We start from the raw sequence: 25,414 nt of genomic DNA on the forward strand, positions 1-25,414 counted from the left end.
ATGGAATACATTACTATAATCATATTAGTACTAAGTTTTATAACCCTGATGGGATTGGGCGTTCCGGTGGCATGGAGCCTTGGTTTTTCCAGTCTGTTGACATTGATGGTGACAGTAGCTGCAGTGCCATCCATGACAACGATCGCCCAACGAATGGGGGCAGGCTTAAATAGTTTTTCCCTGTTAGCGATTCCCTTCTTCATTTTGGCAGGAGAGATAATGAACAAAGGAGGTATTGCCAATAGGCTAATAAATCTCGCCAAAGCACTTACCGGAAGACTCCCTGGAGGTTTGCTTTATGTAAATGTTATTGCGGCCATGCTTTTCGGTGCCATCGCCGGATCGGCCGTTGCGGCTGCGTCTGCCCTGGGAGGTATCCTGGGAAAAAGAATGGATGATGAAGGATACCCTAAAGAGCTGGGTGTAGCGGTGAATGTAACCTCGTCTACCACAGGCCTGGTGATTCCGCCTTCAAATGTTTTGATTGTATATTCCTTGGCCAGTGGCGGGGTTTCTATTGCAGCGCTTTTCATAGCAGGATATATTCCTGGGCTTTTTATGGGGCTGCTTTTGATGTTGACGGCAGGATACTTCATCAGGAAGCATAAGTTGCCTGCAGGTGAGCGGACTTCTTTTAAAGAACTCGGTAGGGTATTCTTTTCTGCTGCACCTAGTTTGACTTTATTGGTGATTGTGATTGGAGGAATCGTGATGGGGGTATTTACCGCCACAGAAGCATCTGCCATAGCGGTCCTGTACACGCTGGGGCTTTCCTTTTTTTATGGAGAACTGAAAGTAAAAGATTTACCGGCCATTTTGCTTAAATCTTCCGCAACGACAGCCGTCGTGGCGATGTTGATCGCTACTTCTATGGCCATGTCTTGGGTGATGTCCAGCGAAGATATTCCCCAGTCCATCAGTGCTGTGCTGTTGTCATTAAGTGATAACAAGTTTGTAATCCTTATTATCATAAATGTTATCCTCTTGTTTGTGGGAATATTTATGGATATGACACCTGCTGTACTGATTTTTACGCCGATATTCTTGCCTGTGGTAACCGAACTGGGCATTGACCCTGTGCACTTTGGTATCATCATGGTACTGAACCTTTGTATTGGGCTATGTACACCACCTGTGGGATCGGTGCTCTTTATTGGGGTAGGAGTAGCCAAAACTTCCATTGCCCAAGTGGTCAAACCTTTGCTTCCGTTCTTTATCGCAATGATCATAGGCTTGGCCATCATTACCATTTGGCCACAAATGACCCTTTGGCTGCCAAGTCTCTTTGGACTTTAAACCCGAATCTAAAATTAAATTCCAGTTGTATCGACTGGTATTGGAAATCATTAAGACCATTTGGGTTTTCGAATAGTCGGAAACCCAAATGGTCTTTTTGTAGTTTATGAAGGCAGCACCATCTAGTGGGTTTCACCTGCAGGTACATTTTTTAGTACTGTCAATAAGAATTCTTTCTAGCATACATATAGTTTGTTTTACGACAAAGAACGTGAGCAATTAGATTTTTTACTAGCGCTACTAATTGTCATTTATTACTCAAAATAAAACGTTAGTATTTTAAAATCGTTAGATTGTAAAAGGACACTAGCTTATTTAAACTGTTACCGACTACTATTTACGCGTCAATTATTGATCTTCAGTCTCATTAGGTTATTTGATTACCCCCTAATTTTTGTATTATGCACGATGCATTGAGCTTTTCACAAGAAAATGAATTTCCATCAAACAAAGTGGTAGATGATAACTTCACTCCCAGCAAGAATTTTTTTGTAAGCGATAAGATCCTCGTTCATTTTTTGCAAAAGGAGTTTTCATCAGAGGTTTGGTCATTTATTCAAGCAGGGCTAAGCAGATTGGGCAAATGTGCGGCTTCGGATATGGACGAGCTTTCGCTGACAGCAGATAAAAATCCTCCAAAACTGATCAAAAGAGATCTTTTTGGCCGGGATATCCAAAAAATCGTCTATCACCCAGCTTATAAGACACTACTTAAAATCGCTGTAGATGCAGGTATCCTTAGCGTAAAATGGCATCCTAAATATCGGATGGAGTATAAAAATCAAATTCACCGGATGGGATTTAGCTTGGCTTTTATTTATGGTATGGGAGAGAGCGGAGTGTCCTGTCCGCTATGCATGACCGATGGTGTTGCCACTATCCTTGATAAATATCTATCTCCGAGACACAGTAAGCGATTGATCGAGCACATTTATACCAGGGATATTGAGCATTTTTTTACCGGAGCCATGTTTATGACCGAAAAGGTAGGAGGGTCCGATGTGGGTGCAAACAGAGTATTGGCAAATAAAGTCGGCGATTCTGCTTATCTACTTACTGGTGAAAAGTGGTTTTGCAGCAATGCTTCTGCAGAAATGAAATTGGTTCTGGCCAGAACGGATGCTGCCATTAAAGGGACTCCAGGATTATCTCTTTTCTTGGTAGAAAACACCCCATCTGAGGGGAATGAAAGTACCATGGAATACGTTAGGCTGAAGGACAAAATGGGCGTCAGGTCCATGGCAACAGCAGAGATCATTTTTAAGGACACCAAGGCCACCATCATCGGCAAAGAAGGTGAAGGGTTTAAGATCATGACCGAAATGATCAACCTCTCCCGTCTATGGAATGGTGTCATTTCCATTGCTGGATTCCGGAGATGCCTGATCGAGGCGTACCAATTTTTGTGCTATAGACAGACATTTGGAAAGCGGACATTAGAGCATGCGCTGGTCCGGAATAAGTTATATGAATTGGCTTCTCGCTATGTGGCTGATTTTTACCTGACGTGGAAAACGATTGCCATGTTGGATAAGTTGGAGGCTGGACAGGAAGAATATAAAGATATGCTACGTTTCCTTATTCCCATAGTGAAAAAGCAAACTGCCGAAACATGTGTATATGGTATTCGGGAATGCATGGAATTGATGGGGGGATTGGGCTATATGGAAGAAGGGGTAGTGCCAAAATTTATGCGCGATAGCCTTGTGTTACCTATTTGGGAAGGAACCAGCAATATGATGGTCTTGGACACGCTAAGGGCTAGTGTGAAAGGAGAGGGGCTGGAAAGACTTGTCCGCCAAACCAAAGAAGCTTTGGGCAAAAAAACCGGTATGGAAAAAGAAATGGCAAATTTCAATTATGTACTTGGCCAACTCGATACCCTTGAAGTGGTAGATAGGGATACCGCGGAATATAATGCAAAGGAGATTTTTGAAAAGATTACTCGTTATATCCAATTAGGCATGCTCATTAATCAAGAAGACAGGGAAAGTGCCTCTTGGATAAAGCCCTGCATTCATTGGCTGAGACAGCAAGTCGCGGATAAGAAAGACCTGGTAAAATCCCCTATTAGTACCGAGGAGATCATTAGGATGATCGCTTGGGGCTTTTGACAATGGCCATTTTTCAAGCGGTAATAATTGGGTGAATTTTATCTGAAAAGTATTTTGTCACTTTTATAAACCACAATGGCCATTGGTGCGTTAATATCCCAACGTTTTATCACATTTGGATGAAGAGAAACATTCTGATTTTATTTTTGGTTTGGAGTTTTAATGCTGAAATAGCGGAAGCACAGGAAAATGAAAGCCTGAAGACTACCAAGCAAATTCAAAAAAGAGGCTTAATTCACCGGTATATCAATGGACTGATCAACGACACCAGTGATGTGGCTCAACCTAGGTTTTTATTTTATCCTACATTGGCTTATGCACCTGAGACAAGCTGGGAAATTGGGCTGAGTTCATTGTATGTGTTTTATGCTAAAAGAGATACATCCAATCGGTTAAGTGAGATCAATGGGTTCACATTCTTTACCCTGGAAGGGCAATATGGGTTATGGTTTGATCATGCGATCTATAGTGATAAGGAAGATTGGTTCTTTTTAGGTAAACTCCGCTTTCAGCGCTTTCCAATGTACTATTACGGAATAGGTCCCGACACACCGGAGGAATATATGGCGGTGGTAGATTCTCGCCAAGTATTGATCAAGGAACGTGTCCTTCGTAAGATGAAGAAGAACTTTTACCTGGGAGTGGAGCTGGACTTTAATAATTTCGGAGCAGTGGAATTTGAACCGAAAGAAGAGGGAGGAGACATCGATTATCCTGTAGGAGCAGAAGGCTCTACCAATGTAGGACTTGGTGTCGGTCTGGTCTATGACAACAGGCATAATGTGCTCAATGTCCGCGATGGATTATTTTCAGAATTGGCGTATATCAAGTATGCTCCTTTTTGGGCTGGTAAGTATGAATTTGCTACGATAATCACTGATAATAGGATCTACCGGCCCATCAGCAAGAATAATGTCCTTGCTGCCCAATTATTTGGACAGTTCAATACAGGAAATGTTCCTTTTAATATGATGAGTGCGCTGGGCGGTGAAAGTATGATGAGGGGATACTATTATGGCCGCTATCGTGACAATAATTACCTAAGCACCCAAGTGGAATTACGCTTTCTTCCTTTACCTTTAGGGTTTTCCAAACGGATTGGAGCGGCTGTTTTCGGAGGAACGGGTACCGTCTTTGATGACTTCAGTAATCTTTCACTGGATAAAATGGTGTGGTCTGCAGGTGCTGGACTACGGTTTCTGTTGTTTCCTTCTAAAGACATTTATACACGGATTGATGCCGCCTTTACCCAGGAAGGGCATGGGTTTTACATTTATATTGGCGAAGCTTTTTAAACCCGCATTTAATGCCGTTTAGATAAGAGTAGACAGTAACAAGGCTGTTATTCCGACCAATAATAGCCTGTCCCGCATGACTATCGGGGACATACGGTAACTAAACGGCATTGATTTTGGATTAAAGCTGTCTTTACATGCCGTTTAGTCAAGGAAGACAAGCGGATACATCTTTCATTCTTATCGTTGGTGGAGCCGATTGACCACTGTCCCTGCCAAGGATAAAGGCTATTCATTGATCAGTTTGAAGAGGATTTCCGGTTCATCGGTGGTGATGAAGTCTACATTTTGTTCTAGCAGCCACTGCATGTCTTCTCTTTTATTAACAGTCCAGGCATTTACGGTCAATCCCAGGTTTTGCGCTTCTTTAATCCATTCTGGCTTTTGGCGCAGAAGTTTGATATTGTAATCAAAACCAAAAAATCCAGCCTCCTTAAGTTCTGAAGGGGATTTGTCCCCATTTAGGTAGGCTACATTGGCAGTAGGATCAAGGGCTATCGCACGAAGGCCCCCCTCATAGCTAAACGTGATATAATCGACCCATTTTTCCGCGTTAAGTTGCTGCACCGTTTTTACGGACTTTTCTGCGATATACTCACTTCTTTCCGTACTAATTTTTGAAGGTTTTATCTCAAAGATCAACTTGGTGGAAGTTTGTTGCATGCCTTTATTGAGGTATTCTTCGACCGTAGCAATCTTTTCACCATTCTTATGTTTTTTGGTAAGAAGCTGCTCATATGTAGATTCTTCAATAATCATTCCTTCAAAATCAGCATCGTGATTTACCACCAGCACACTGTCAGCCGTCATCCAGACGTCAAACTCTGAACCTTCACATCCTAACTCCACTGCCCTCTCAAGTGAAGCCAGGGAATTTTGGGGAAGATCGAGATTTTTCCAGGCACCACGGTGTGCGATGATTTTATTTTGATGAAAATCCATTTTTGATGAACAGGACATAAGTAAAGAGAAAAGAAAAACAGTGGTAATTAGCGTTTTCATCGATGACTTCATATCTTAATATTAACAATATTTTAAAGTAAATCTAGTTAAAATTTGAAGTTATAAATTCATTTAAAAAACATTTAATACAAACATAATCTTATTTGACCATCCGGAACTTTGCACGTAGCTTCAGAGAAACGAAATATTCATGGGTAATCCATTCTTTGGCCTTTGGTCCCGGCCGACCTGGATTGGGACAGTTGATGGGGGCGTAAAAAAATGAGTTAGCTCGCGCAGTGGACAAGCGAGATCCACTCATTTTTAGCCCACGGCAGCTGGCGCAAAATCAAATTGAGCCAAACGAAATTGGAATCGGAATACCAAATTCACTCAATTTGAAGGAGGCTCCATGGCCTAGATTTTTTGCATACTTTTTTATCAATGGAAATGCGAAGCATTCATGAAGCTCTCTGAAAGTCAGTCCAATACCTGAATAAAAAGTAGGAAAGATTAATATAGCAAAAACAGTATTGAATTTGGTTACGTGCAATATTGCGAATACACATATAATCTTATTTAGCGGAGCCATTTTTAAATATCACCTACCCTTAAAATGCCTAACAATAAGATAACTTCTCCGCTTTCTATACTTCATTAAAGACATTTTATTGCATTAATAAAATCCAAATTGTTTTTTGTTTCGTAAATTGAAAGCTTTGATTATTAAATAGAGCAGTTAATCCTGAAACATTTGAGTGTTGAATATTAATCACCCACCCCCAAAAAATTCTATCCTCAAGCTTTCTGATTAACCCTAAATAATCATTGAATATTGACAGTTAATCACCCTAACTTAAAATGTATGTCTAAAATATTGATCCTGGAGACGGATGAAAATCTATCTGATAATATCCGGGAAATCCTTCAGATGGAAGGCCATGAACTTATGGAAATTGATGAAGTGAGTGATTTGAATGATGCTTTAAATAAATTTTATCCGGATTTATTTATTATTGGTGTGTTTTTAGAGCAGAAAACTTCTGGGCCGGCGACGGTGAATTTTATGCGTAGGTATCATCAAATTCCGGTGATGTTTATTTCTGATGTTTATTCTCAGGTAAATTTTGAGGAGGAGATCAGGGAAATTCAGAACATAATCATTCTAACAAAGCCCTTCAGGGCAAAAGATTTGGTTCAAAAAGTAAGTGAAATATTAATTTCGCCCGAAAACGACTTATCGGCACCATAAAAAATCGATCATGCAAACCTATTGCATGACTTAATTTGGTAACTTTGGACATGATGAAAATCATTCAAGTCATATTGAGTTATTACTTGTTGATACTGGTGGTTCTTCCTTGTGCCGATGAACACAGTGCTGTAGTTTCTGATAATCAGGATACTGTGGTGGTGGCATTGGAAGATCACCATTCTCATGGCTCCGATGCTGACTATTGCTCTCCATTATGTGTCTGCCATTGTTGTCATATTCATTATGTGGTAACCGATAAGCCACAAGTGAACTTTATGAATCAATTTACATCGATACATTCCTCACATTTTAATGATTTTAAAGGAATACATTCTTTTGATTTTTTAAAACCACCCAAACGTTTTTCCCCCCTTACCCATTTAGGATAAGCTGGAAGCCAATACAGATTTTTCCAAATCAGATGGCATGAAAAAGAACGTCAAGGAGGGATTGTTGATGTTGACTTTTCGTGTCTTGGTAAAGCGAAGGCCAGTACTGCTGTAAAACGGCTTGAATGGTCGTCCTTCGCTTTAGCGCCAGCTATAGTACACCCCATAAGTGTGTAAATCCTCATTTATCCAATTAAGATTAGAAACAGGCTAATGGAGTATTTTGTCTTCATTTTTGCCTGTTACAAACCCAAAACATCAAAATAATGATCAATAAGCTTATTACATTTTCTATTAAAAATAAGCTCATTATCGGACTGTTTACCTTAGCCTTGATAGGGCTTGGTATCTGGAGTATGCTGCAAGTACCAGTAGATGCGGTACCTGACATTACCAACAACCAGGTGCAAGTCATCACCCAAGCTCCTAACTTAGGGACAGAAGATATTGAGCAGTTTGTCACTTATCCAGTAGAACTGGTCATGGCAAACCTACCCGGGGTGAAGGAAGTCAGGTCCGTTTCCCGGTTTGGCCTGTCAGTAGTGACTATTGTCTTTGAGGATGATCAGGGCACATACTTGCCCAGGCAGTTGGTGTCTGAAAAGCTCAGTGAAGTCCGTGACGAAATCCCGGAAGGTTTTGGCAAACCCAGTATGGGCCCGATTAGTACTGGCCTGGGAGAAATTTATCAATATACGCTGGAAGTCGACAGTACCTATCGTGACCAATATACTATCACCCAACTCCGGACCATGCAGGATTGGATCATCAAACGGCAGATGGCCATGGTGCCCGGTGTGGTGGAAGTGAATGCTTTTGGCGGTAAAATAAAGCAATATGAAGTAGCCGTAAACCCTGATGATTTGAGGGCTATTGGTATCAGCATAAGCGACATATACACTGCTTTAGAACAAAACAATCAAAACACAGGTGGTGCCTATATCGAACGAAACCATCAAGCTAATTTTATCCGTGGTGAAGGCTTGGTCAGAAGCTTGGATGAAATCCGAAATATCATCGTAACCAATCGCAGCGGTATCCCCATCAAAGTAAAAGACGTAGCAGATGTGAGGTATGGACATGCGGTACGCTATGGGGCATTTACCAAGAATGGCAATGGTGAAGCGGTTGGGGGAATGATCCTGATGCTAAAGGGAGCGAATTCCGATAAAGTAATTGAAGCTGTGAAAGGGCGGATCGAGCAGATTCAGCTTAGTCTCCCCGAAGGGGTAAGTATAAAGCCGTTTTTGGATAGAAGTGACCTCGTCGAAAAAACGACCGATACCGTTACCACCAATCTATTGGAAGGTGGCCTTATTGTGATTTTCGTGTTGGTATTGCTGCTTGGCAACTGGCGGGGAGGGCTGATTGTAGCCTCTACCATTCCATTGAGTTTGCTGTTTGCGTTTATCCTGATGAATGCCTTTGATGTTTGGGCAAATCTCATGAGTTTGGGTGCGATAGATTTTGGGATTATTGTAGATGGGGCTGTCATTATCGTGGAAAGTACTGTGTTTTATTTGCACCAAAAAGTCAAGGCCACTAAAGCCATCCACCAAAAAGATCGTGATCAGCAAGCGGCAGAAGCTTCCAAAAACATGATGAACTCAGCCTTTTTTGGTCAGTTGATCATTTTGATCGTCTTTCTGCCGATTTTGGCACTAGAAGGGGTGGAAGGTAAAATGTTTCAGCCGATGGCATTGACCTTTATTTTTGCAATGCTTGGAGCCATGTTGCTTTGCCTTACCTATGTGCCCATGATGGCCGCGCTCTTCATCCGAGTGCGTAAAGACAACCGTAAAAGCTGGGGAGACCGAGTGGTCATTTGGTTGGAAGATAAATATGTTCCATTGTTGGAGCGGGCATTGAAGCGAGGCAAATGGATCGTAGGAATGGCCATTGTATTATTTGGCGCGGCATTTTTAATTTTCAGAAATATGGGAGGCGAATTCATTCCTCAATTGGATGAGGGAGATATTGCTTTTCATATTATTCTTTCGCCCGGTAGCTCACTTTCTGAGTCGGTGGCCACTTCCACGCAAGTAGAACAGATCATTCTTGACAATTTCCCAGAGGTGGAACAGGTGATGAGCCGTTTTGGAGTAGCCGATGTGCCCACCGATCCGATGCCCATGGACTTGGGAGATTGTTTTGTGATTTTAAAACCAAAAGACCAATGGGTATCCGCCACATCAAAAGAGGAGCTCATTGAAAAAATAAAGGACAAAATCAGCGTACTTCCTGGAGTCAATTACGAATTTACCCAGCCTATCGAAATGCGGTTCAATGAGCTGCTGACGGGCGTGAGGGAAGATATTGCGATTAAGTTGTTTGGTGAAGACTTAGAAATCTTAGCTGCCAAAGCCAATGAGATAGGGCAGTTGATCGGTGGAATAGATGGTGTGGCCGATCTACGGGTAGAAGCGACCACTGGCTTGCCCCAAATGACCGTCCACTACAACCGTGATAAACTGGCTCAATATGACCTGGATATTTCTACGCTCAATACGGTGGTCCAGACGGCCTTTGCCGGAAAAAGTGCAGGAGCCATTTTTGAAGGGGAAAAGCGCTTTGATTTGGTGATCAGGTTGGACTCTTCGAACAGAAGGAGCATAGACGATATCAAGAACCTGTATGTCAATATTTCTGATGAACATCAGATTCCGCTCAAAGAAGTGGCCGAAATCAGCTATAAACCAGGCCCTATGCAGATCAGTCGGGACAATACCAACCGACGAACGTACGTCGGGATCAATGTCCGCGGGAGGGACATCGAATCACTGGTGAGCGAAATCCAGGAAAAGCTAACAAGTTCCTTGGACCTTCCTCCGGGATATTATATCCGCTATGGGGGAGCCTTTGAAAATCTAGAAAGGGCCTCTAAACGCCTTCAGCTGGTGGTGCCTGCGGCATTGGCGAGTATCTTCATTTTGATCTTCTTTGCGCTAAAGTCCGTGAGGCAAACACTGATGATCTATATGGCCATTCCTCTGGCGGCCATTGGCGGTATCTTCTCGCTGTGGTTAAGAGGAATGCCCTTCAGCATTTCCGCTGGAGTGGGCTTTATCGTTTTGTTCGGTGTAGCTGTGCTGAATGGCCTAGTGCTGATCAATGGACTCAATGAGCTCAAATCAGAAAGTAACCTATCGCTGGTAGAACGGATAAAAGCTGGTACCAAAAGGCGAATCAGGCCGATTCTTCTGACCGCACTTACCGATATTCTGGGTTTTTTGCCTATGTCCATTTCTGCTTCTTCCGGGGCGGAAGTGCAGCGGCCATTAGCCACCGTGGTAATTGGTGGCCTGATTACCTCTACCTTGCTTACCTTATTCCTTTTACCCATACTTTACCAATGGATGGAAAATACCAAAACCAAAATGATGACACCCAAAACCGGGATGATGCTGTTAATATTTACGTTGGGACTTTTGGGTTCCACCAGTGTTAAGGCGCAAAATCCACAGATTAGTCAACCCATCACATTGGATGAGGCGATTGCCCGGGCCAATGAGCGGTATCCCATGATACAAAATGCCCAATTGGAAATCGACAAACAGACGGTGCTAAAAAAGAAAGCGTGGGACATCGGAAATACACAGCTCTATACAGGCGGAGAAGAAATCAAGGACGACCTTGGCGTATACACGACCATTGGCATCCAGCAGCAGCAAATAGATGTTTTTGGCATACCGGCCAAGACCAAATACCAGCAGAAAAAAATTGGACTCGCGGAAGCATCCTTGGATCTGTCGGAAGCTGAACTGACGAAAGAGGTAAGCCTTGCTTTTGCGCAAGCATATAGTGCCAAGCAACGTTATATGCTACTGGAAAAAATGGATTCTTTGTATGCCAATTTTGAACGAGCGGCTCGGATCCGATATGAGACAGAAGCAACAAGTAAGTTGGAGTGGCTTAGTGCCCAGAATAAAACCAAGCAGATTACCATTCAGAAGGAGCAAGGCTATCGAGACTTTCAAATTAGCCTTAAAAGACTAAACCTGTGGCTGGTCAGTGATACGCTATTTACCATTCAGGTAAATGATCGGAAGCAGCTCTTGACCCTTAGTCAAGAATCAAGTATCATGGAAAACCATCCCCAAATATTAATGGCAAGGCAACAGCAAGAATTGGCAAAGCAGGGAGTTAGAACAGCACGAGCCGGCTTTTTACCAAAGCTCTATGCCCAATATGGGATTCAGGAAGTCCAGGGCGTTACAGGATATACTACATTCCAACTGGGCATTAGTATTCCATTAGCATTCCACCAAAACCAAGCAGATGTCCGTGCGGCAAAGCTGGAAGCCAGGCAAGCAAATAGCAACTTGGATCAAACGAAAATGGAATTTAATGTGGCGCATCAGACAGCTTGGGAAAAATACCTGAAATGGAAAAATGCCTTTTCGTATTACGAATCAGAGGCTCTTCCACTTGCTGAAGAGCAGGAGAGAGGTGCATTATTGGCCTATCAACAGGGAGCCATAGACTATGTGGCATTTCTGCAAAATATCAATGATGCATTAAGCATTGAGCAGAATGCGCAGGAGACACTAAAATCTTATCTCATTAGTAAAATAGAACTAGAATATTTTAATCGTTCAATCAGCAATCAAGATGAATAATACCCATATATCACAAACAAAAAGCAATCAAGCACTGTATACACTCCGCTGGATAGTAGGGGCTGTTGCGATGATCACATTACTCTCCATTACCGCTTGTAATGATGAGGAAAAGATAACTGACCATAGCGATGAAGAGGAGAAGCATGAGGAAGGCTTACACCTCTCTAACCAACAGGTAGAAGCACTTCAACTCACCATTGATACGGTAAGTACACGAGCAATGGCTCGATTGGTGGAAGTAAATGGTGTACTGGAAGTACCCCCTCAAAACGAAGCGGCAGTCACGGCTTATATCGGTGCAAATGTCGTGGAAATAAACGTCATAGAAGGGGACAAAATACAAAAAGGACAAGCGCTGGCACACCTTTCCCATCCCCAATTGATCAAAATCCAGTCGGATTATAGCCAAAGCTGGCATGAGATGGATTACCTCCAGAAGGAGTATAATCGGCAAAACACACTCTACGAAGAAGAGGTCGGCTCTGGCCGGGATATGCAAAAAACCGCCGCGGAACTTGCTTCTTTGGGCGCTTCGATAAGTGGACAGGAAAGCCAATTGAGATTGCTGGGCTTAGATCCAACTTCCATCCGGAAAGGTGTCATTACCGACCGAATTCCTGTAAAAAGTCCAATATCGGGCTATATCAAGGAAGTTCACATAAAGACTGGACAATACGTCGGGCCTGAATATGAGATGTTTGAAGTGGTAAATATCCATCATATCCATGCTGATATGATGGTTTTTGAGAAGGATGTAAGTAAAGTAAAAGTAGGACAAAAAGTTCGCTTTTCAGTAGAGACCTTACCAGGAGAAGAGTTGATGGCTGAGGTTTATTCGGTTGGGAAATCCTTCGAATCAAAGCCAAAGGCCGTTCATATTCATGCAGAAATAGAGAATAAAAAGGGGCTGCTGATCCCAGGGATGTATGTCAGGGGCCAGGTAATCACTGATAAGACCAAACAGCCCGCAGTACCCGAAGAGGCAATAGCCAAGGAAGGAGATCGTAATTACCTCTTTTCCGTAAAGAAACAGGGAGAGGAGTGGCTTTTTGAAAAAACAGAAATCGTCTTAGATAATCAAAATGATGGATGGGTTTCCGTTAAATTCATGAGCCCTGAAGATGCCAACAAAAAATATGTCATGAACAAGGCGTATTACCTGGTCGCAGAAACCAAAAAAGGTGAGGGAGGTCATCACCACTAGGTACTTTTTTTGGGGACAAACAGAAAAGCCACAATTTTTTAATTTGTGGCTTTTCTTTATTTTGGCAAAGGTATTTTCTTAATCTGCCCATATGAAATCAATCCTTACTTTTATTTTTCTGTTGTTAGCAGCTAATACGAATGTTTTGGGGAATCCTGTGAAGGAAAAATTGCTGCTCATTCCATTGGATGATCGGCCACCCTGTTTACAGTTTCCGATAAAACTCGGTGAAATTGTCAATATGGAAATCATCACTCCACCCAAGGAAATATTGGGAAACTTGCATGATGCAGGAAATACTGATGCTTTGGCTTCTTGGATCAAGCGCCAGCCCATTGAAGATGTGAGTGGTGTTATTCTCGTAGCAGACATGTTGGCCTATGGTGGTTTAGTGGCAAGTCGCAAGTATGCCATAAACTCAGAATCTGCATTGGCCAGATTAAAGTTGATAAAATTTATAAAAGAGAAAAATCCCCTGATTCCTATTTTTGTTCAAAGCGTCATCATGCGATTGGCCCCCACAGCTGATGGTACAAATGAAGAGCATAGGGTGAAACTGGCCAAATGGGCAGCCACAGTGGACCCCGCAAAGAAGACGGCGCTGGAGCGTGGGTTGCCAAAGGCTGTGACGGCTGATTATTTGGCGGCCAGAAACCGAAATCATCAAGTGAATCGCCAAATGATAGAATGGACAAGCGATGGTTTGATCGATTATCTCGTGCTTTCACAAGATGATGCCAAACCTGCCGGACTTCATGTCACTGAAAAAGAACACCTTGCCCAACAAGTGAAAAGTTACAAGTTAAGTGATAAGGTGGCTATCCAAGCAGGTACCGATGAAGTGGCCATGTTGCTCCTTGGCCGTTTTGTCAATCGACAAAAACACCTCAGCCCCACTGTCAAAGTCCATTATTCTTCTGAAGCAATGCGAAATGAAGTGATGCCTTTTGAAGATGAGATACTTGGCGAAACGGTTAATAAAATGGTGAAATGTGCCGGTGGAGACTTGGTTGACCAAGGGTCAAGTCCTGACCTTCATTGGTACGTCTACACCTCCCGGTACAATGAGGAAGAAACAAAATCCTTTATAACAACTATTATCCAGGCCATAAAAAAAGGCCAAAAGTTGATTGTTTCTGACATTGATCCGATAGGAAATGTACAAGGAGGAGCAAAGGTGTTTTCTGAGGCATTGATAGAAAAGGGCACTTTATCAAAACTGTACGGTTATGCCTCCTGGAATACGGCAGGAAATACATTGGGTACCGCATTGCCGCAGGGTTTTCTCTTTCACGCCCGCCAAACGGCCGCAGCACATGATAAAATGACTTCAAGCAATTCTTCAGCCCATTACTGGTTTACTATCCATCGTATGGTAAATGATTATGTTTATAATAATGAAGTAAGGGCGGCCTTGAAACAGGCATTTGGCCCTAAACATACGAATGCCACCATATTGTCTGCCGACAAACTTGAAATGGCAGACAATATTGCTTTGGATATCATAGAGCCATGCCTGGAGAGAATTATACGCTATAATTTTACCGATCAGTTTCAAGCACATCATTTGAAATTTGAGTTGCCTTGGAAAAGGGCTTTCGAGGCGCTGATTGATTTTGACCTGACTAAATCATCAGGTAAGGAAATGGATCATCAGGAATTTTTAATACCTTAACATTCTATAAACCTACTAAACCACTTACCATGAACATTCGCATTGTTTTATCCCTTCTTGTTGGCTTGTCATTACAAACCCTTTGCTCACTGACTTTCGGTCAAAGTATAGGGGTTGGGGCTGCAAAACCAGCAACTGCCAAGTGGCTCTTTGATGGAAGTAGGGAAATGCTTGACAATAAATGGGAATATTGGGAGGGACCAAGGTTAGCAGCAGTCCCACCGATCAAGTGGGAAATCGTCGATGATCCATTATCTAGCAGTACCGCGCTAAACACCAACGATCCGGCAGCTGCCAATGGAAAATATGGTGCGGCCGATATTGTGACTAAAGAAAAATTCAATGATTTTAGATTACATATCGAATTTTTGATTGAACATGAAGGAGGGAATAGCGGAGTTTACCTTCAGAACCGTTATGAAATCCAGGTACTCGATGGTGACTCAACCACCCATGGGATGGCTGCCATTATCAATGAGAAAGCCGCTCCTTATGAAATTTATAATGGATTGGGCAAATGGAATGCCTATGATATTGTTTTTCGAGCAGCTAGATTTGACCAAGAGGGAAAACTCATCGAAAAAGCACTGATGACCATGTATTTTAATGGTGTGAAAATACATGCGAACGAATATATCCAGCAAGTCTGGGGTGGTCCTAACTCTGGGCTTGATGGTGGCAATGATGGCGGAAAAGGTATTACCGATCGGGCTGGTGGAATTAAACTGCAAGCAGAGGGGCACGATGTGCTATATCGGAACATTTGGATCCTGCCGCTTAATATAGATAAGTCCGATACTGATTTTTAGGATGCTATAAACCTTCCCGACAGTAGTCGCTACAGGCTGTAGCGAAATACCAATCCACAATGCGGATTAAACGACCTGATATGATCAAGAAATATGTACTCAGTATACTGTTGTTTTCGGTTTTAACCTCTTCAGCAAAAGCCCAACTTATCATTGAGCCACAACCAATAGACGCAGTGGTGGTGGAGAATGGCTCCAGTTCCATTTTAAAAGGGCCTTCTATATTAAATAATGAGGGTTATTTCGTCTGGGGAGGGAGTGTTATCAAAGGGGAAGATGGCAGGTACCATATGTTTTATAGCCGTTGGCCTTCCGGGGATGATCAGGACAAATTTACAGATGGTTGGTTGACGGCATCAGAAATAGCCTATGCTGTTTCTGATGATGCCGATCATGGGTTTAAATTTGTCAAAACCGTGGTCCAGGGACAAGGAAAGGAGAGAAGACCAGAAGCTTGGGACGGTCAGTCCGTTCATAACCCTCACATTCAACGATTCAATGGCACCTATTACCTTTATCATACCGGTAGCACCTATCCCGGAGAACAGCCAAGGGGAAGTTCCGGAGCTGAGCTGAGCAGGCGAGACCTTATCCAGCAAAGCCAGCAGATAGGCGTGATTACCTTCCATAGCATCGATGACCTCCTTGAAGGAAATATCATTCGGTCCGAAAATCCCTTGCTAAGTCCGAGGACACGGGTAAAAGATGAAAATGTGCTGAATCCTTCACCCAAAGGCACTGAAGCCAAACCAGATAACTTAATCGTCGTAAATCCAGCAGTCGTGAAAAGGAGAGCAGACGGCAGATATCTACTTTACTTCAAAGGAAACCTTTATATTCCCAATTGGAGAGGAGTACATGGGGTCGCAATCAGTGATTCACCGACAGGCCCTTTTAGGCAACGGGATGAGTTTGTTTTTGATGTAAAGGATGATGATGGGAAATTGGCCTCAGCAGAAGATCCCTATGTTTGGTACCATGAAGACAGTGGTTTCTATTATACTGTTTTTAAAGACTTTACGGGGAAAATCACAGGCGGTGATCCAGGCTTGGCACTGATGAAATCTTCAGATGGAATTCACTGGGAAAAACCTGATAATGCTATGTTTATGCCTTTATCACTTAAGCTAAAAAACGGCCATACAGTGGAAGTAAACAGGCTGGAAAGACCCCAATTTCTCATTGGTGAAGATGGATTGCCGAAAGTACTTTACGCCGCTTGTTCACTTAATCCACTAAATGAAAAAAGAGATGGAAGCTCTTTTAACGTCCAAATTCTATTGAAAAGCTATTTTTATAAGGAATAGTATTAACCAAGAAATAAATGACGGAGCGCTCATGGTGATATTCGCTCTTTTTTTCATTCTCAACAAAACACCATCGAACCAGAAATACGCATTAACCTATCAGCTGATATCTGTAAATATTGGCTAAAAACTCCTGCAAAAAAGTTACTTTTGTCCCATGAATAATTTTGACCAAAAAGGGAGGGTAATCGTAACCTGCAAGGATCGGTTTGCCCCATATCTTGAGGAGGAACTGATCGAACATGGATTTAAGCCATTAAAGGTAGACCGTACCAGTATAGAGCTTAATGCCAGTATGAATGAGTGCATTTACCTAAATATGCATTTGAGAGTGGCTAGTCATGTACTTTTCGAAATCAAGTCTTTTTATCTTCACCATGCCCGTGATATTTACCGACGCGTAAAAAATATCCCTTGGGAAGAATATATTGACAATGACACGTATTTTTCTGTAATCAGCCATGTCGAAAACGAAAGTGTGAACAATCCACTTTTTGTAAATGTAAAAGTCAAGGATGCGATCGTTGATCGTTTTCGTGAAAATACAGGCAAAAGACCAGACACCGGAGCTGATTTTGACGGTGCGGTATTTCAGTTATATTGGAAAGAAACACAGGCCTCCATGTTTATCAATACCTCGGGTGAAACCCTTTCCAAAAGAGGCTATCGCAAGCTTCCATGGATGGCACCGATGGTCGAAAACCTAGCGGCTGCGACCATCTTGGCCAGTGATTGGGATAGAAAAGGGCCTTTCGTTAACCCTATGTGTGGTGCAGGGACATTGGTCATCGAAGCTGCACTTATGGCCACCAATCGCTACCCGGGACTTTTTAGGGAACATTATTCCTTTATGCATATCAAAGGCTACAAGGAAGAGGTTTACGATTTGCTAAAAGAGCAGCTCAAGTCCAAGATCAACGATAACATCACGGGAAAATTCGTGGCTTCCGACATCAGTGAAAGGGCCATCTATGCTGCGGAGGAAAATGCCAAAGTGGCCAATGTAATCGATCACATTTCCTTCGAAGTGGTAGATTTTGCAGAGACAACCGTTCCCAAATATGAAAATGGAGTAGTTTTCTTCAACCCAGAATACGGCGAAAGGCTAGGAGAGGAAGAAGAGTTGGTCAATACCTATAAACGTATTGGTGATTTTATGAAACAGAACTGTTCAGGCTATACCGGTTACATCTTTACTGGCAACCTTAAGCTTGGCAAGAGGGTTGGTTTAAGGCCCAGTAGAAAAATTGAGTTCTTTAACGGTACGATAGATTGTCGCCTTCTGAAGTTTGACCTGTACAGTGGCGGCAAGAAGGACAAGGAATTTGGTTCTACATGATTTACTGTGGGAAACTTTTTACTTTGTTTGCCAAATTCCAGTGTGGCCTTGGCCTCATCACCGTTGTTACTTTTTTCCTACAGGTGAAAAAAGTAACCCAAACCTGTCCGTCCATGGAGGAAACCCCGCAGCGATGAATCATGAATTAACTGCAAAATAACTGGCTTCTGTCTTTTATATCCCTGATTATAGTTGACCGGATTAATTATTAGATTTCATTGTCAAGCATAGTTGTAATGGCTGATCCATCCCTAGATGGAATTTTGCTATAACGAGAGCTGAAGCCATGCATAACGAATTGTGTTTGTCTGCTCCAGGCAGTCTCGTCTAAAGAGAATGAGATTGCTTCACTCCGTTGCTCTGCGTTTGCTATGACGTTATTCTCATGTCTCATTTCCCTTTACTCTTGGCTTTTTTTGGATCAAGCAATATTTCTGGGGGCGGGAGAAGGTTTATATTCATTTGGTATGTCGCCACGAAGTCGCCAAGACACGAAGTGTTTTGTAGGCGGATTCCAAATTTCATGGAAAACAAACAGCTTTGGGTCTTAGAATCTTTGTGGCAAAAAAACAAAAAAGAAATCCTATTAAAATAAGTAATGCGTGCTCCAGTATAAAAAAATCAGCGCAGATCTTATTAATCTGCATCATCTGCGTGCTATCGAAACCAACCCTAATCCCCCCAACTTTTTCGCTTGACCCTGGGTTTTTGGGGCGATGTATTTCCAAATTATCAGGGTTAAAAGAAAAAACCCTCTTCGTATTATAGAAGAGGGTAAAATCTATTCAACTTTCTAGCTGAATAAGATAAGCAACGATTTCTTTACCGATTATATGTATAACGCAGCCAATGAAATAGTTATTGTTTTTTTATTAATTCATTGCCTTCGCTACTTCAATGATGTGCTCACTAGGGACTTGACGGATTCTTTTTGTTCTTAGATATCTTCCCAGTTCATATTCATCGTAATTGGGGCTACTGGAGTCAAAACTGCTGATGCGTACCCTTCCCCTGGAATGAATAAACGAATTGTTTCCGATCCACATTCCTACGTGTACGATTCGCTCTGGACGATCTTCTGTAGCTTTTCTACCAAAAAACAACAGGTCACCTACGGCTAATTTGTCCCAATTTTTTTCTGTATCTACTAGCTCTCCTTCATGAACCTGCTGCGAAGCATCTCGTGGAATCACCTGGCCATTAAGAAAATAAATGGTTTTGGTAAATCCACTACAGTCGACTCCTTTGATCGATGTACCTCCCCAGAGATAAGGTATTCCCATCATGTTTTTGGCTGTACTGATCAGGTTATTGTCACTAAGAGAACGGGTGCTAATCCACTCTTCAAATGGCATGGCCAAATCCTTTTCCAAAAAACCTTGACGGCCATCAGGCAAGGCAACTTGATAGTGATTTCTATTTTCTGCCACGAATTTCAGCAAGTTGCCAGCTGTAAGATCTGTGACCATCATGGATTCATCTTCACTTTCATAAACATATCCCAAAAGCTCGGTAAAGACCAGCTTGGGACTACCTTCCCATAGGTCATAGGCCTTTTGGTCCATTAGTTCTATTCCTGCAGCGTCCACCCATGAAATATACCTGTCAGGTGTTTGCACTAAATACCAACTCCCAGCTTTCTTAAGGACATTCACCGGTGTGCCCATGGTCGCTTGAGTTGCCAACTCCGCAGAGTGCTTGGGAGCACTTCGGATATTGGCCACGGAAATGGTCACCACTCCATGCGTTTTGCCTGCCAGAGCCTTCTCTGGAAGTACTTCCACCACATTGGTATAAGAGACTCCCGCACTGTCCAGCTTTCCAGCCAATTCATCCAGTGCCTGCGGCAAATTGGTTTGACCTTTTAACGTGTCGTTTACGTATTCGATGTCAAATAATGCTACGCGCTTGTCCGGTGCATAGCTTTCTTTCACTCGATCTATTAGAGGCGCCACTGAGGTGGTTTCTTTATTGATTGGCTGACAGCTCGCGAATAAGCCCAGTACCATCAGGAGTATGGCTACCCAAGTTAACGTTACGTTTTTCATCCTTGATAAGTATTGTTGTTCCTTAGTACTAAATAAAACAAATCCCCGGAAAGTTCACCGGGGATTTCGATTATTCTTCCAGGCCTGGGCTTCTCTCCAGGAATTCTTGATAAAGGCGTATATGCCTACTGGTCATTGGTATTTTATACCCGTCGATAAATACATGCTTGATCTGTGTCTTGGTTTCGAAAGGATCTCCATCAGAAACAAATACAGTGGCACTCTTGCCCTCTTCAATGCTTCCAAGGTGATCATCCACCCCAAAAATCTCAGCTGGAACAATGGTAATGGCCTTTAGTGCTTCTTCTCTGCCCATCCCGTAAGCTGCAGCAAAACCTGCATTGAAGGGTAAATTTCTTACATTTTCAGTGTCGGAAGTCCTGATGGCTACTTTCACCCCAGCTTTCTGCATTTTACCGGGGTTGCTATAGGCTGCATCATAGCGATCAGAAGACCTTGAAGGTAATGCCAAAACAGGACCTGTAATAACAGGAATACCTGCAGCGGCTATTTTTTCAGCTACTCTAAAACCTTCAGAGACACCTGTAAGAACTGCCTTTTTCACTTCCTTTTCCTTAATCCATTCGAGGGCCTTAAGGATGTCCTCTGCTTTATTGACCTCTATCAATAAAGGTAAATCACCTCGCACGGCTTTGGCCAATTGTTCCATTTCTGGATAATAGTTCAAGGATGCATCGGCATCTTCAAGTTTCATGTAGGTAATAGCCCTTTCCCAAATATCATTGATGTTTTTCAGGGATTCTTTGGCATCTTTTTCGATTTCCTCATCTGACCTACGGTCCCATCGCCCTCTTCTGGCGGAGGTAGGAAAATTCATCGGAATCCCTTTGAATCCTGTATACATCTGGTCAGGAGTATACCCGTTTAGGTTGATCAAGGCTGCTGTTCCGGGAAACAATCCCCCTGAAGGAACCGATAGTGCTGTGGTGACACCACTTACCCTGGTCACGGGAATGGCCACGGAATTTGGATTAATGGCTGTCAGTGCCTGCATATTGGGTGTTACGTTTCCTATTTCAGCGTAATCTTGTGTTTCTGCCAAAGACCCTACTTCCACTAAGCCCAAACGCGTTCCACTGTCGATCATACCTGGATAAACATACTGGCCAACGCAGTCGATGACGGTGGCGTCTCCAGCTTCCAGTTCCGCACCAATAGCCACAATTTTCCCATCTTCCAGTAAAATACTCGTGTTTTCCAGTGAGCCATTGGTAACGGTGACTACTGTTCCTCCTTTAAGGAGAAACTTGCCGTTTTGTGGTTTTAATACTTCTCCTTCAATCTGCCCATAACCCAAGACAGGCAACAGTAGAAGTATCAGGAAGTATATTGTTAAATTAAATTTCTTCATATGTCATTTAATTTTTTAATAATCAATGAATTAAACTAGTGTGAGTGATGAAAAGTGGTTCCTTCAGTAAAGAGCTCGACACCATGCATACAGCTCTCTTCCTCTACCTGAAGATAAACTGGCTCTACCATTTCAGTAGGGCTTACTTTTAGCCTTTGGTCATCTTTATCTTCATTGATATCAAAATATTTTATCCCATCCACAAAAGTCATCTGTGGGACGGCATAAACAGATAACGGATGGTGGTCAAAGATCACCAGGTCACCTTGCTTGCCCTCCTCGATAGATCCCACGTATTCATCGATCCCAAGTTGCTTGGCAGGATTAATGGTGATCAGGGCCAATGCCTGCTCATCCGATAATCCACCGTACCGCTGGGTCTTGGCAGCTTCATGGTACAAATGACGGATCAGTTCATCTGAATCCGAATTGATCGAAGTGATTACGCCATTTTCGGTTAGGATCGCTGCATTGTAAGCAGTGGAATAATACACTTCAAACTTATAAGCCCACCAATCACTGAAAACAGAAGCACCCATGGTATATTTGGCGAGCTCTGGAGCTACCTTGAAACCTTCGTTCACGTGGGTGAAGACTAGCTTATCCACCCCAAAATCCCTACATACATTGATCAGCATATAGATCTCATCTGCACGATAGGAGTGGCAGTGGATAATGATTTCTCCATCCAGGATGTCTGCCAAGGTCTGCAAACGTAGGTTGTATTCTGGATGAGTTGCCTTACTGTTCTTTTGTTCTTTTGATTGGTTATAGGTTTTCCATTTTTTCTTGTATTGAAGGGCTTCATTAAAACCGTTTCTTATGACCGCTTCCACGCCCATACGGGTGCGCGGCTGGATGTTTTTACCACGACCATGAACCCTGGTCGGATTTTCTCCCAAAGCAAATTTGATAGTTCGGGGAGCCTCTTTCATGATGATATCCTCCGGGTTTCGGGTGCCGTATCGGTACTTCATCGTGATGCTCTGGCCACCAATGGCATTGGCAGAACCATGAAGGCCGTGGGCGATAGTAGTACCCCCCGCTAATGCCCTATATATTCCTACGTCAAATGGATTGATAACATCAGCGATGGCCACTTCCGCCGTAATGGGAGCGGTGGCTTCATTGACCACATCCAGGGCAAGGTGCGAGTGTGCATCAATAATGCCGGGCATAAGGAATTTGCCAGAGGCATCTATGGTCTCTACGTTATTGGAAGCAGAAAGGTCCTTACCCACCTTCTTGATGATGCCGTCTTCTACCAGTACGTCCGAATCTTCCAAGGTTCCCTGGGATACTGTCAATACAGTGGCATTTTGAATTAAAACGCTGCCTTTGGGTGTTTGTGCAGTCAGTTGTTGTGATCCTATGAACAATAGGGAACAAATGATATATGTTAATTTCCTCATTTCCTTCATCAATTAGAATTTAAAATCAGGTGCTTTTTTGGCCGTGAGCGAAAAATCTCCCATGTCTCTGATACTGATGGATCCATTAAAATCATCTCCATCGACTTTCCCCTTGGTATGGACGGTGAGCTTTTGTCCCTGAACTTCGATAGAAAAAGTAAAACTCAGTGTTTTGCCGTCATAACTGATGTTTTCCAAAGGCCTCGTTAGTGTACCGCCACCATTGGGATCGTCCACATCAATTTCCCCAGAAAGATTACCTGATTTTTCGGTAAACCTGATTTCTCCAGTGGAAGTACCTCCAGGAGTTTCAGAGGTGTAATTCCACTCGCCAGTCACATCGGATGTATTTCCTTCTGTTTTTTTGGTTTTGGAAATATCGTATTCATATAGATATCCATCAGCCATTACGTAGTTGATCTTGCTGTCTTCTGCAAAAAGGCTATCTGTTGCCAAAACTAAGTTGGCCGATTTTCCTTCCTCAATCGTACCGGCATACTTGCTGATGCCCAAGATGGATGCAGGATTTGTGGTCAAGGCCGCCAAGGCGCCTTCTTCCGTCAGGCCATTTGCTATCATCAACCGCAGGTTTTTTAATGCATCGTCTTTTTTAACCTGATTGGTGGAGAAACCAAATTTCACCCCTGCTTTTTCAAAGTTACCCGCATGGGACAAAGCCTCCTCATAAGCTTCAACTACACGTTTATGGGCAGTTTTGGACTCTTCTGTGGCATCTTCCATATCCGCCTTTTGGGCTTTATCATCTGGCAGCTTGAGTGAAAGCACCACGGATGCATTGGCGGCCAATAGTTCTTCGGCCAAATTGCTTCCTTCTTCCATGTCCATCAGCACTAGGTCAAAGCCCAATTCTTTTTTCAATTTTAATACCCGACGGATTTCAAGTTCCTCATTGGCTTCAAAAACCACCGGAATTTGCTTGTTGATCACTGGATAGAATGCTTCCAGGCTTTTATTTTTTTCGGGCCTGCTTATTCCATTGGAATTGTTGGCAAACATTTGGGCATGCTGGTTTTTAAGTTCAGCATTTTTGTACAGTTCCCTGTATTTTGCCATGAGTCCCAGGGTAGTTCCGGGATAAACGCCACGGGCAGTTTCAAATTGACCAAATAGACCCGTGGCCGCTTTGAGGATATTGGTGGATTCAGCATTACCGTATACGACCAATGCTGTTTTTCCTGGGAGCATTTCACCTTTTGGAAGAAGTTGGGCGATGGTGAAACCCGTCTTTCTCCATTCTGTGATACTGCCATTAGCGGTATCCCAATAGTCCAAGACAGTACGCTCAGGAGTGATCCCGGCCACATCATTGGGAGGATTGGATGGATCAAAATTTTCAGGTTTTTGGGCTTCTTCTGGCTTTTGGACACCCGCTTCACCTCCCATGTCAATAAATCCAGCATATACAAATAAAGAGTCCCCGGGGATGACTTTTGCTTCCACGGGAACAGCTGCATTTTCGCCAATTTCGGTGATCAGCCCATCTTTGATCACGATTGTAGTGGCCGAAAGCCATTTTCCGGGTTGGGTAATTACTGTGGCATTAGTGATGGCGTAGGTGCCCGTCACTCTTTTTTGCCCTGTCTGGTCACTCTGGCCAAAAACCGTCGACGTGTCCATCAAACAAATCAATACCACCAAAAACAATACAGTGGTTAATCTTTTAATCATACACATTTGGGATATATTAGTTCCAATAAAATATTACAAGACGTTAAACTAACAAAAGATTCAAAAAACTGAATGGTTTATTTTTTAAAAGGTTATATAATGTGACCTAATGCTAATTTTGTTTTGAAGTATAAAATTCGAAAAACATTTTATATAATTCTATTTACAATAAATTATATATAAAAATATTTCGTTCTTAATTTTGGTCATATCAATAGTATTTTAGGTTAGAATTGTACCAAAAAGTGCATACTTTTAGGAAAAGTAAGACGTATTATACCCCAACATGAAGGATATTTTAGTAATAGAAGACGACCAACTCATATTAAAAATGGTTGAATTTCGACTAAAGAAAGAAGGATACAAAGTAGTAATAGCAGAAGATGGTAACAAAGGAATAGAAGCACTGGATGATTTACAGCCTGATTTGATCATAACGGATATTATGGTTCCTTATAAAAGCGGGATAGAGATCATCGAATATGCAAAAGTCAAATACCCTAAATGCCCCATCATTGTCCTCAGTGCATTAGGGGATGAAGAAGGGACCGTTATGGAGGCTTTTAATATGGGCGTATCTGATTTTGTGCCAAAGCCTTTTAATCCAAATGAACTCGCCATCAGGGTAAAAAGGTTATTTAATTAA

At 42.6% G+C, this 25,414-nt stretch carries 17 protein-coding genes; 12 read left to right on the forward strand and 5 right to left on the reverse strand.

The features are described 5' to 3' along the window. The 3 genes from FKX85_RS15240 (at position 1) to FKX85_RS15250 (ending at position 4,705) form a co-directional block, all read left to right on the forward strand. Entirely contained in the window at positions 1–1,296 is a 1,296-nt protein-coding gene (locus FKX85_RS15240) for a TRAP transporter large permease (protein ID WP_141615551.1), read from the forward strand. 401 nt (positions 1,297–1,697) lie between these two features. After that, on the forward strand, positions 1,698–3,410 hold the full coding sequence (locus FKX85_RS15245) for an acyl-CoA dehydrogenase family protein (RefSeq protein WP_141615552.1): 1,713 nt from the start codon (positions 1,698–1,700) through the stop codon (positions 3,408–3,410). Between the two features lie 119 nt (positions 3,411–3,529). Continuing rightward, positions 3,530–4,705: a BamA/TamA family outer membrane protein gene (locus tag FKX85_RS15250; RefSeq protein WP_141615553.1), complete on the forward strand. Its 1,176-nt coding sequence runs from the start codon at positions 3,530–3,532 to the stop codon at positions 4,703–4,705. 228 nt (positions 4,706–4,933) lie between these two features. Here the strand turns inward: FKX85_RS15250 and FKX85_RS15255 are convergent, their stop codons facing one another. Next, on the reverse strand, positions 4,934–5,707 hold the full coding sequence (locus FKX85_RS15255) for a glycerophosphodiester phosphodiesterase (RefSeq protein WP_141615554.1): 774 nt from the start codon (positions 5,705–5,707) through the stop codon (positions 4,934–4,936). A gap of 805 nt (positions 5,708–6,512) precedes the next feature. Between FKX85_RS15255 and FKX85_RS15260 the strand changes: the two genes are divergently transcribed. From FKX85_RS15260 to FKX85_RS15295, 8 genes are all read left to right on the forward strand, one after another. Further along, on the forward strand, positions 6,513–6,899 hold the full coding sequence (locus FKX85_RS15260; protein ID WP_141615555.1) for a response regulator: 387 nt from the start codon (positions 6,513–6,515) through the stop codon (positions 6,897–6,899). Between the two features lie 50 nt (positions 6,900–6,949). After that, entirely contained in the window at positions 6,950–7,291 is a 342-nt protein-coding gene (locus FKX85_RS15265) for a DUF6660 family protein (protein WP_141615556.1), read from the forward strand. A gap of 266 nt (positions 7,292–7,557) precedes the next feature. Then, positions 7,558–11,910 carry a CusA/CzcA family heavy metal efflux RND transporter gene (locus tag FKX85_RS15270; protein WP_141615557.1) on the forward strand — a complete coding sequence of 1,451 codons (4,353 nt, stop codon included), beginning with the start codon at positions 7,558–7,560 and terminating at the stop codon, positions 11,908–11,910. Continuing rightward, the gene (locus FKX85_RS15275) at positions 11,903–13,117 is read left to right on the forward strand and encodes an efflux RND transporter periplasmic adaptor subunit (protein WP_141615558.1); all 1,215 of its coding nucleotides are present in this window, start codon (positions 11,903–11,905) and stop codon (positions 13,115–13,117) included. The genes FKX85_RS15270 and FKX85_RS15275 overlap by 8 nt, the downstream gene beginning before the upstream one ends. Positions 13,118–13,208: 91 nt before the next feature. Beyond that, on the forward strand, positions 13,209–14,792 hold the full coding sequence (locus FKX85_RS15280; RefSeq protein WP_141615559.1) for a DUF4127 family protein: 1,584 nt from the start codon (positions 13,209–13,211) through the stop codon (positions 14,790–14,792). A gap of 29 nt (positions 14,793–14,821) precedes the next feature. Beyond that, positions 14,822–15,601 carry a 3-keto-disaccharide hydrolase gene (locus FKX85_RS15285; protein WP_141615560.1) on the forward strand — a complete coding sequence of 260 codons (780 nt, stop codon included), beginning with the start codon at positions 14,822–14,824 and terminating at the stop codon, positions 15,599–15,601. Positions 15,602–15,681: 80 nt separating this feature from the next. Further along, on the forward strand, positions 15,682–16,908 hold the full coding sequence (locus FKX85_RS15290) for a glycoside hydrolase family protein (RefSeq protein ID WP_141615561.1): 1,227 nt from the start codon (positions 15,682–15,684) through the stop codon (positions 16,906–16,908). 157 nt (positions 16,909–17,065) lie between these two features. Next, positions 17,066–18,247 carry a THUMP domain-containing class I SAM-dependent RNA methyltransferase gene (locus FKX85_RS15295; RefSeq protein ID WP_141615562.1) on the forward strand — a complete coding sequence of 394 codons (1,182 nt, stop codon included), beginning with the start codon at positions 17,066–17,068 and terminating at the stop codon, positions 18,245–18,247. A gap of 872 nt (positions 18,248–19,119) precedes the next feature. Here FKX85_RS15295 and FKX85_RS15300 read toward each other — a convergent pair. From FKX85_RS15300 to FKX85_RS15315, 4 genes are all read right to left on the reverse strand, one after another. Further along, positions 19,120–20,295 (reverse strand): C40 family peptidase, encoded by a 1,176-nt coding sequence (locus FKX85_RS15300; protein WP_141615563.1) that lies wholly within the window; start codon positions 20,293–20,295, stop codon positions 19,120–19,122. Between the two features lie 70 nt (positions 20,296–20,365). Beyond that, entirely contained in the window at positions 20,366–21,667 is a 1,302-nt protein-coding gene (locus FKX85_RS15305) for an amidohydrolase family protein (RefSeq protein WP_141615564.1), read from the reverse strand. Between the two features lie 35 nt (positions 21,668–21,702). Next, positions 21,703–23,079: an amidohydrolase family protein gene (locus tag FKX85_RS15310; RefSeq protein WP_141615565.1), complete on the reverse strand. Its 1,377-nt coding sequence runs from the start codon at positions 23,077–23,079 to the stop codon at positions 21,703–21,705. Positions 23,080–23,091: 12 nt separating this feature from the next. Next, the gene (locus FKX85_RS15315) at positions 23,092–24,768 is read right to left on the reverse strand and encodes an amidohydrolase family protein (protein ID WP_229239645.1); all 1,677 of its coding nucleotides are present in this window, start codon (positions 24,766–24,768) and stop codon (positions 23,092–23,094) included. A 286-nt stretch (positions 24,769–25,054) separates the two neighbouring features. Here FKX85_RS15315 and FKX85_RS15320 point away from each other — a divergent pair, with 286 nt between their 5' ends. Continuing rightward, positions 25,055–25,414 carry a response regulator transcription factor gene (locus tag FKX85_RS15320; protein WP_141615566.1) on the forward strand — a complete coding sequence of 120 codons (360 nt, stop codon included), beginning with the start codon at positions 25,055–25,057 and terminating at the stop codon, positions 25,412–25,414.

It is taken from the genome of Echinicola soli (genome assembly GCF_006575665.1).
Classification (GTDB): domain Bacteria; phylum Bacteroidota; class Bacteroidia; order Cytophagales; family Cyclobacteriaceae; genus Echinicola; species Echinicola soli.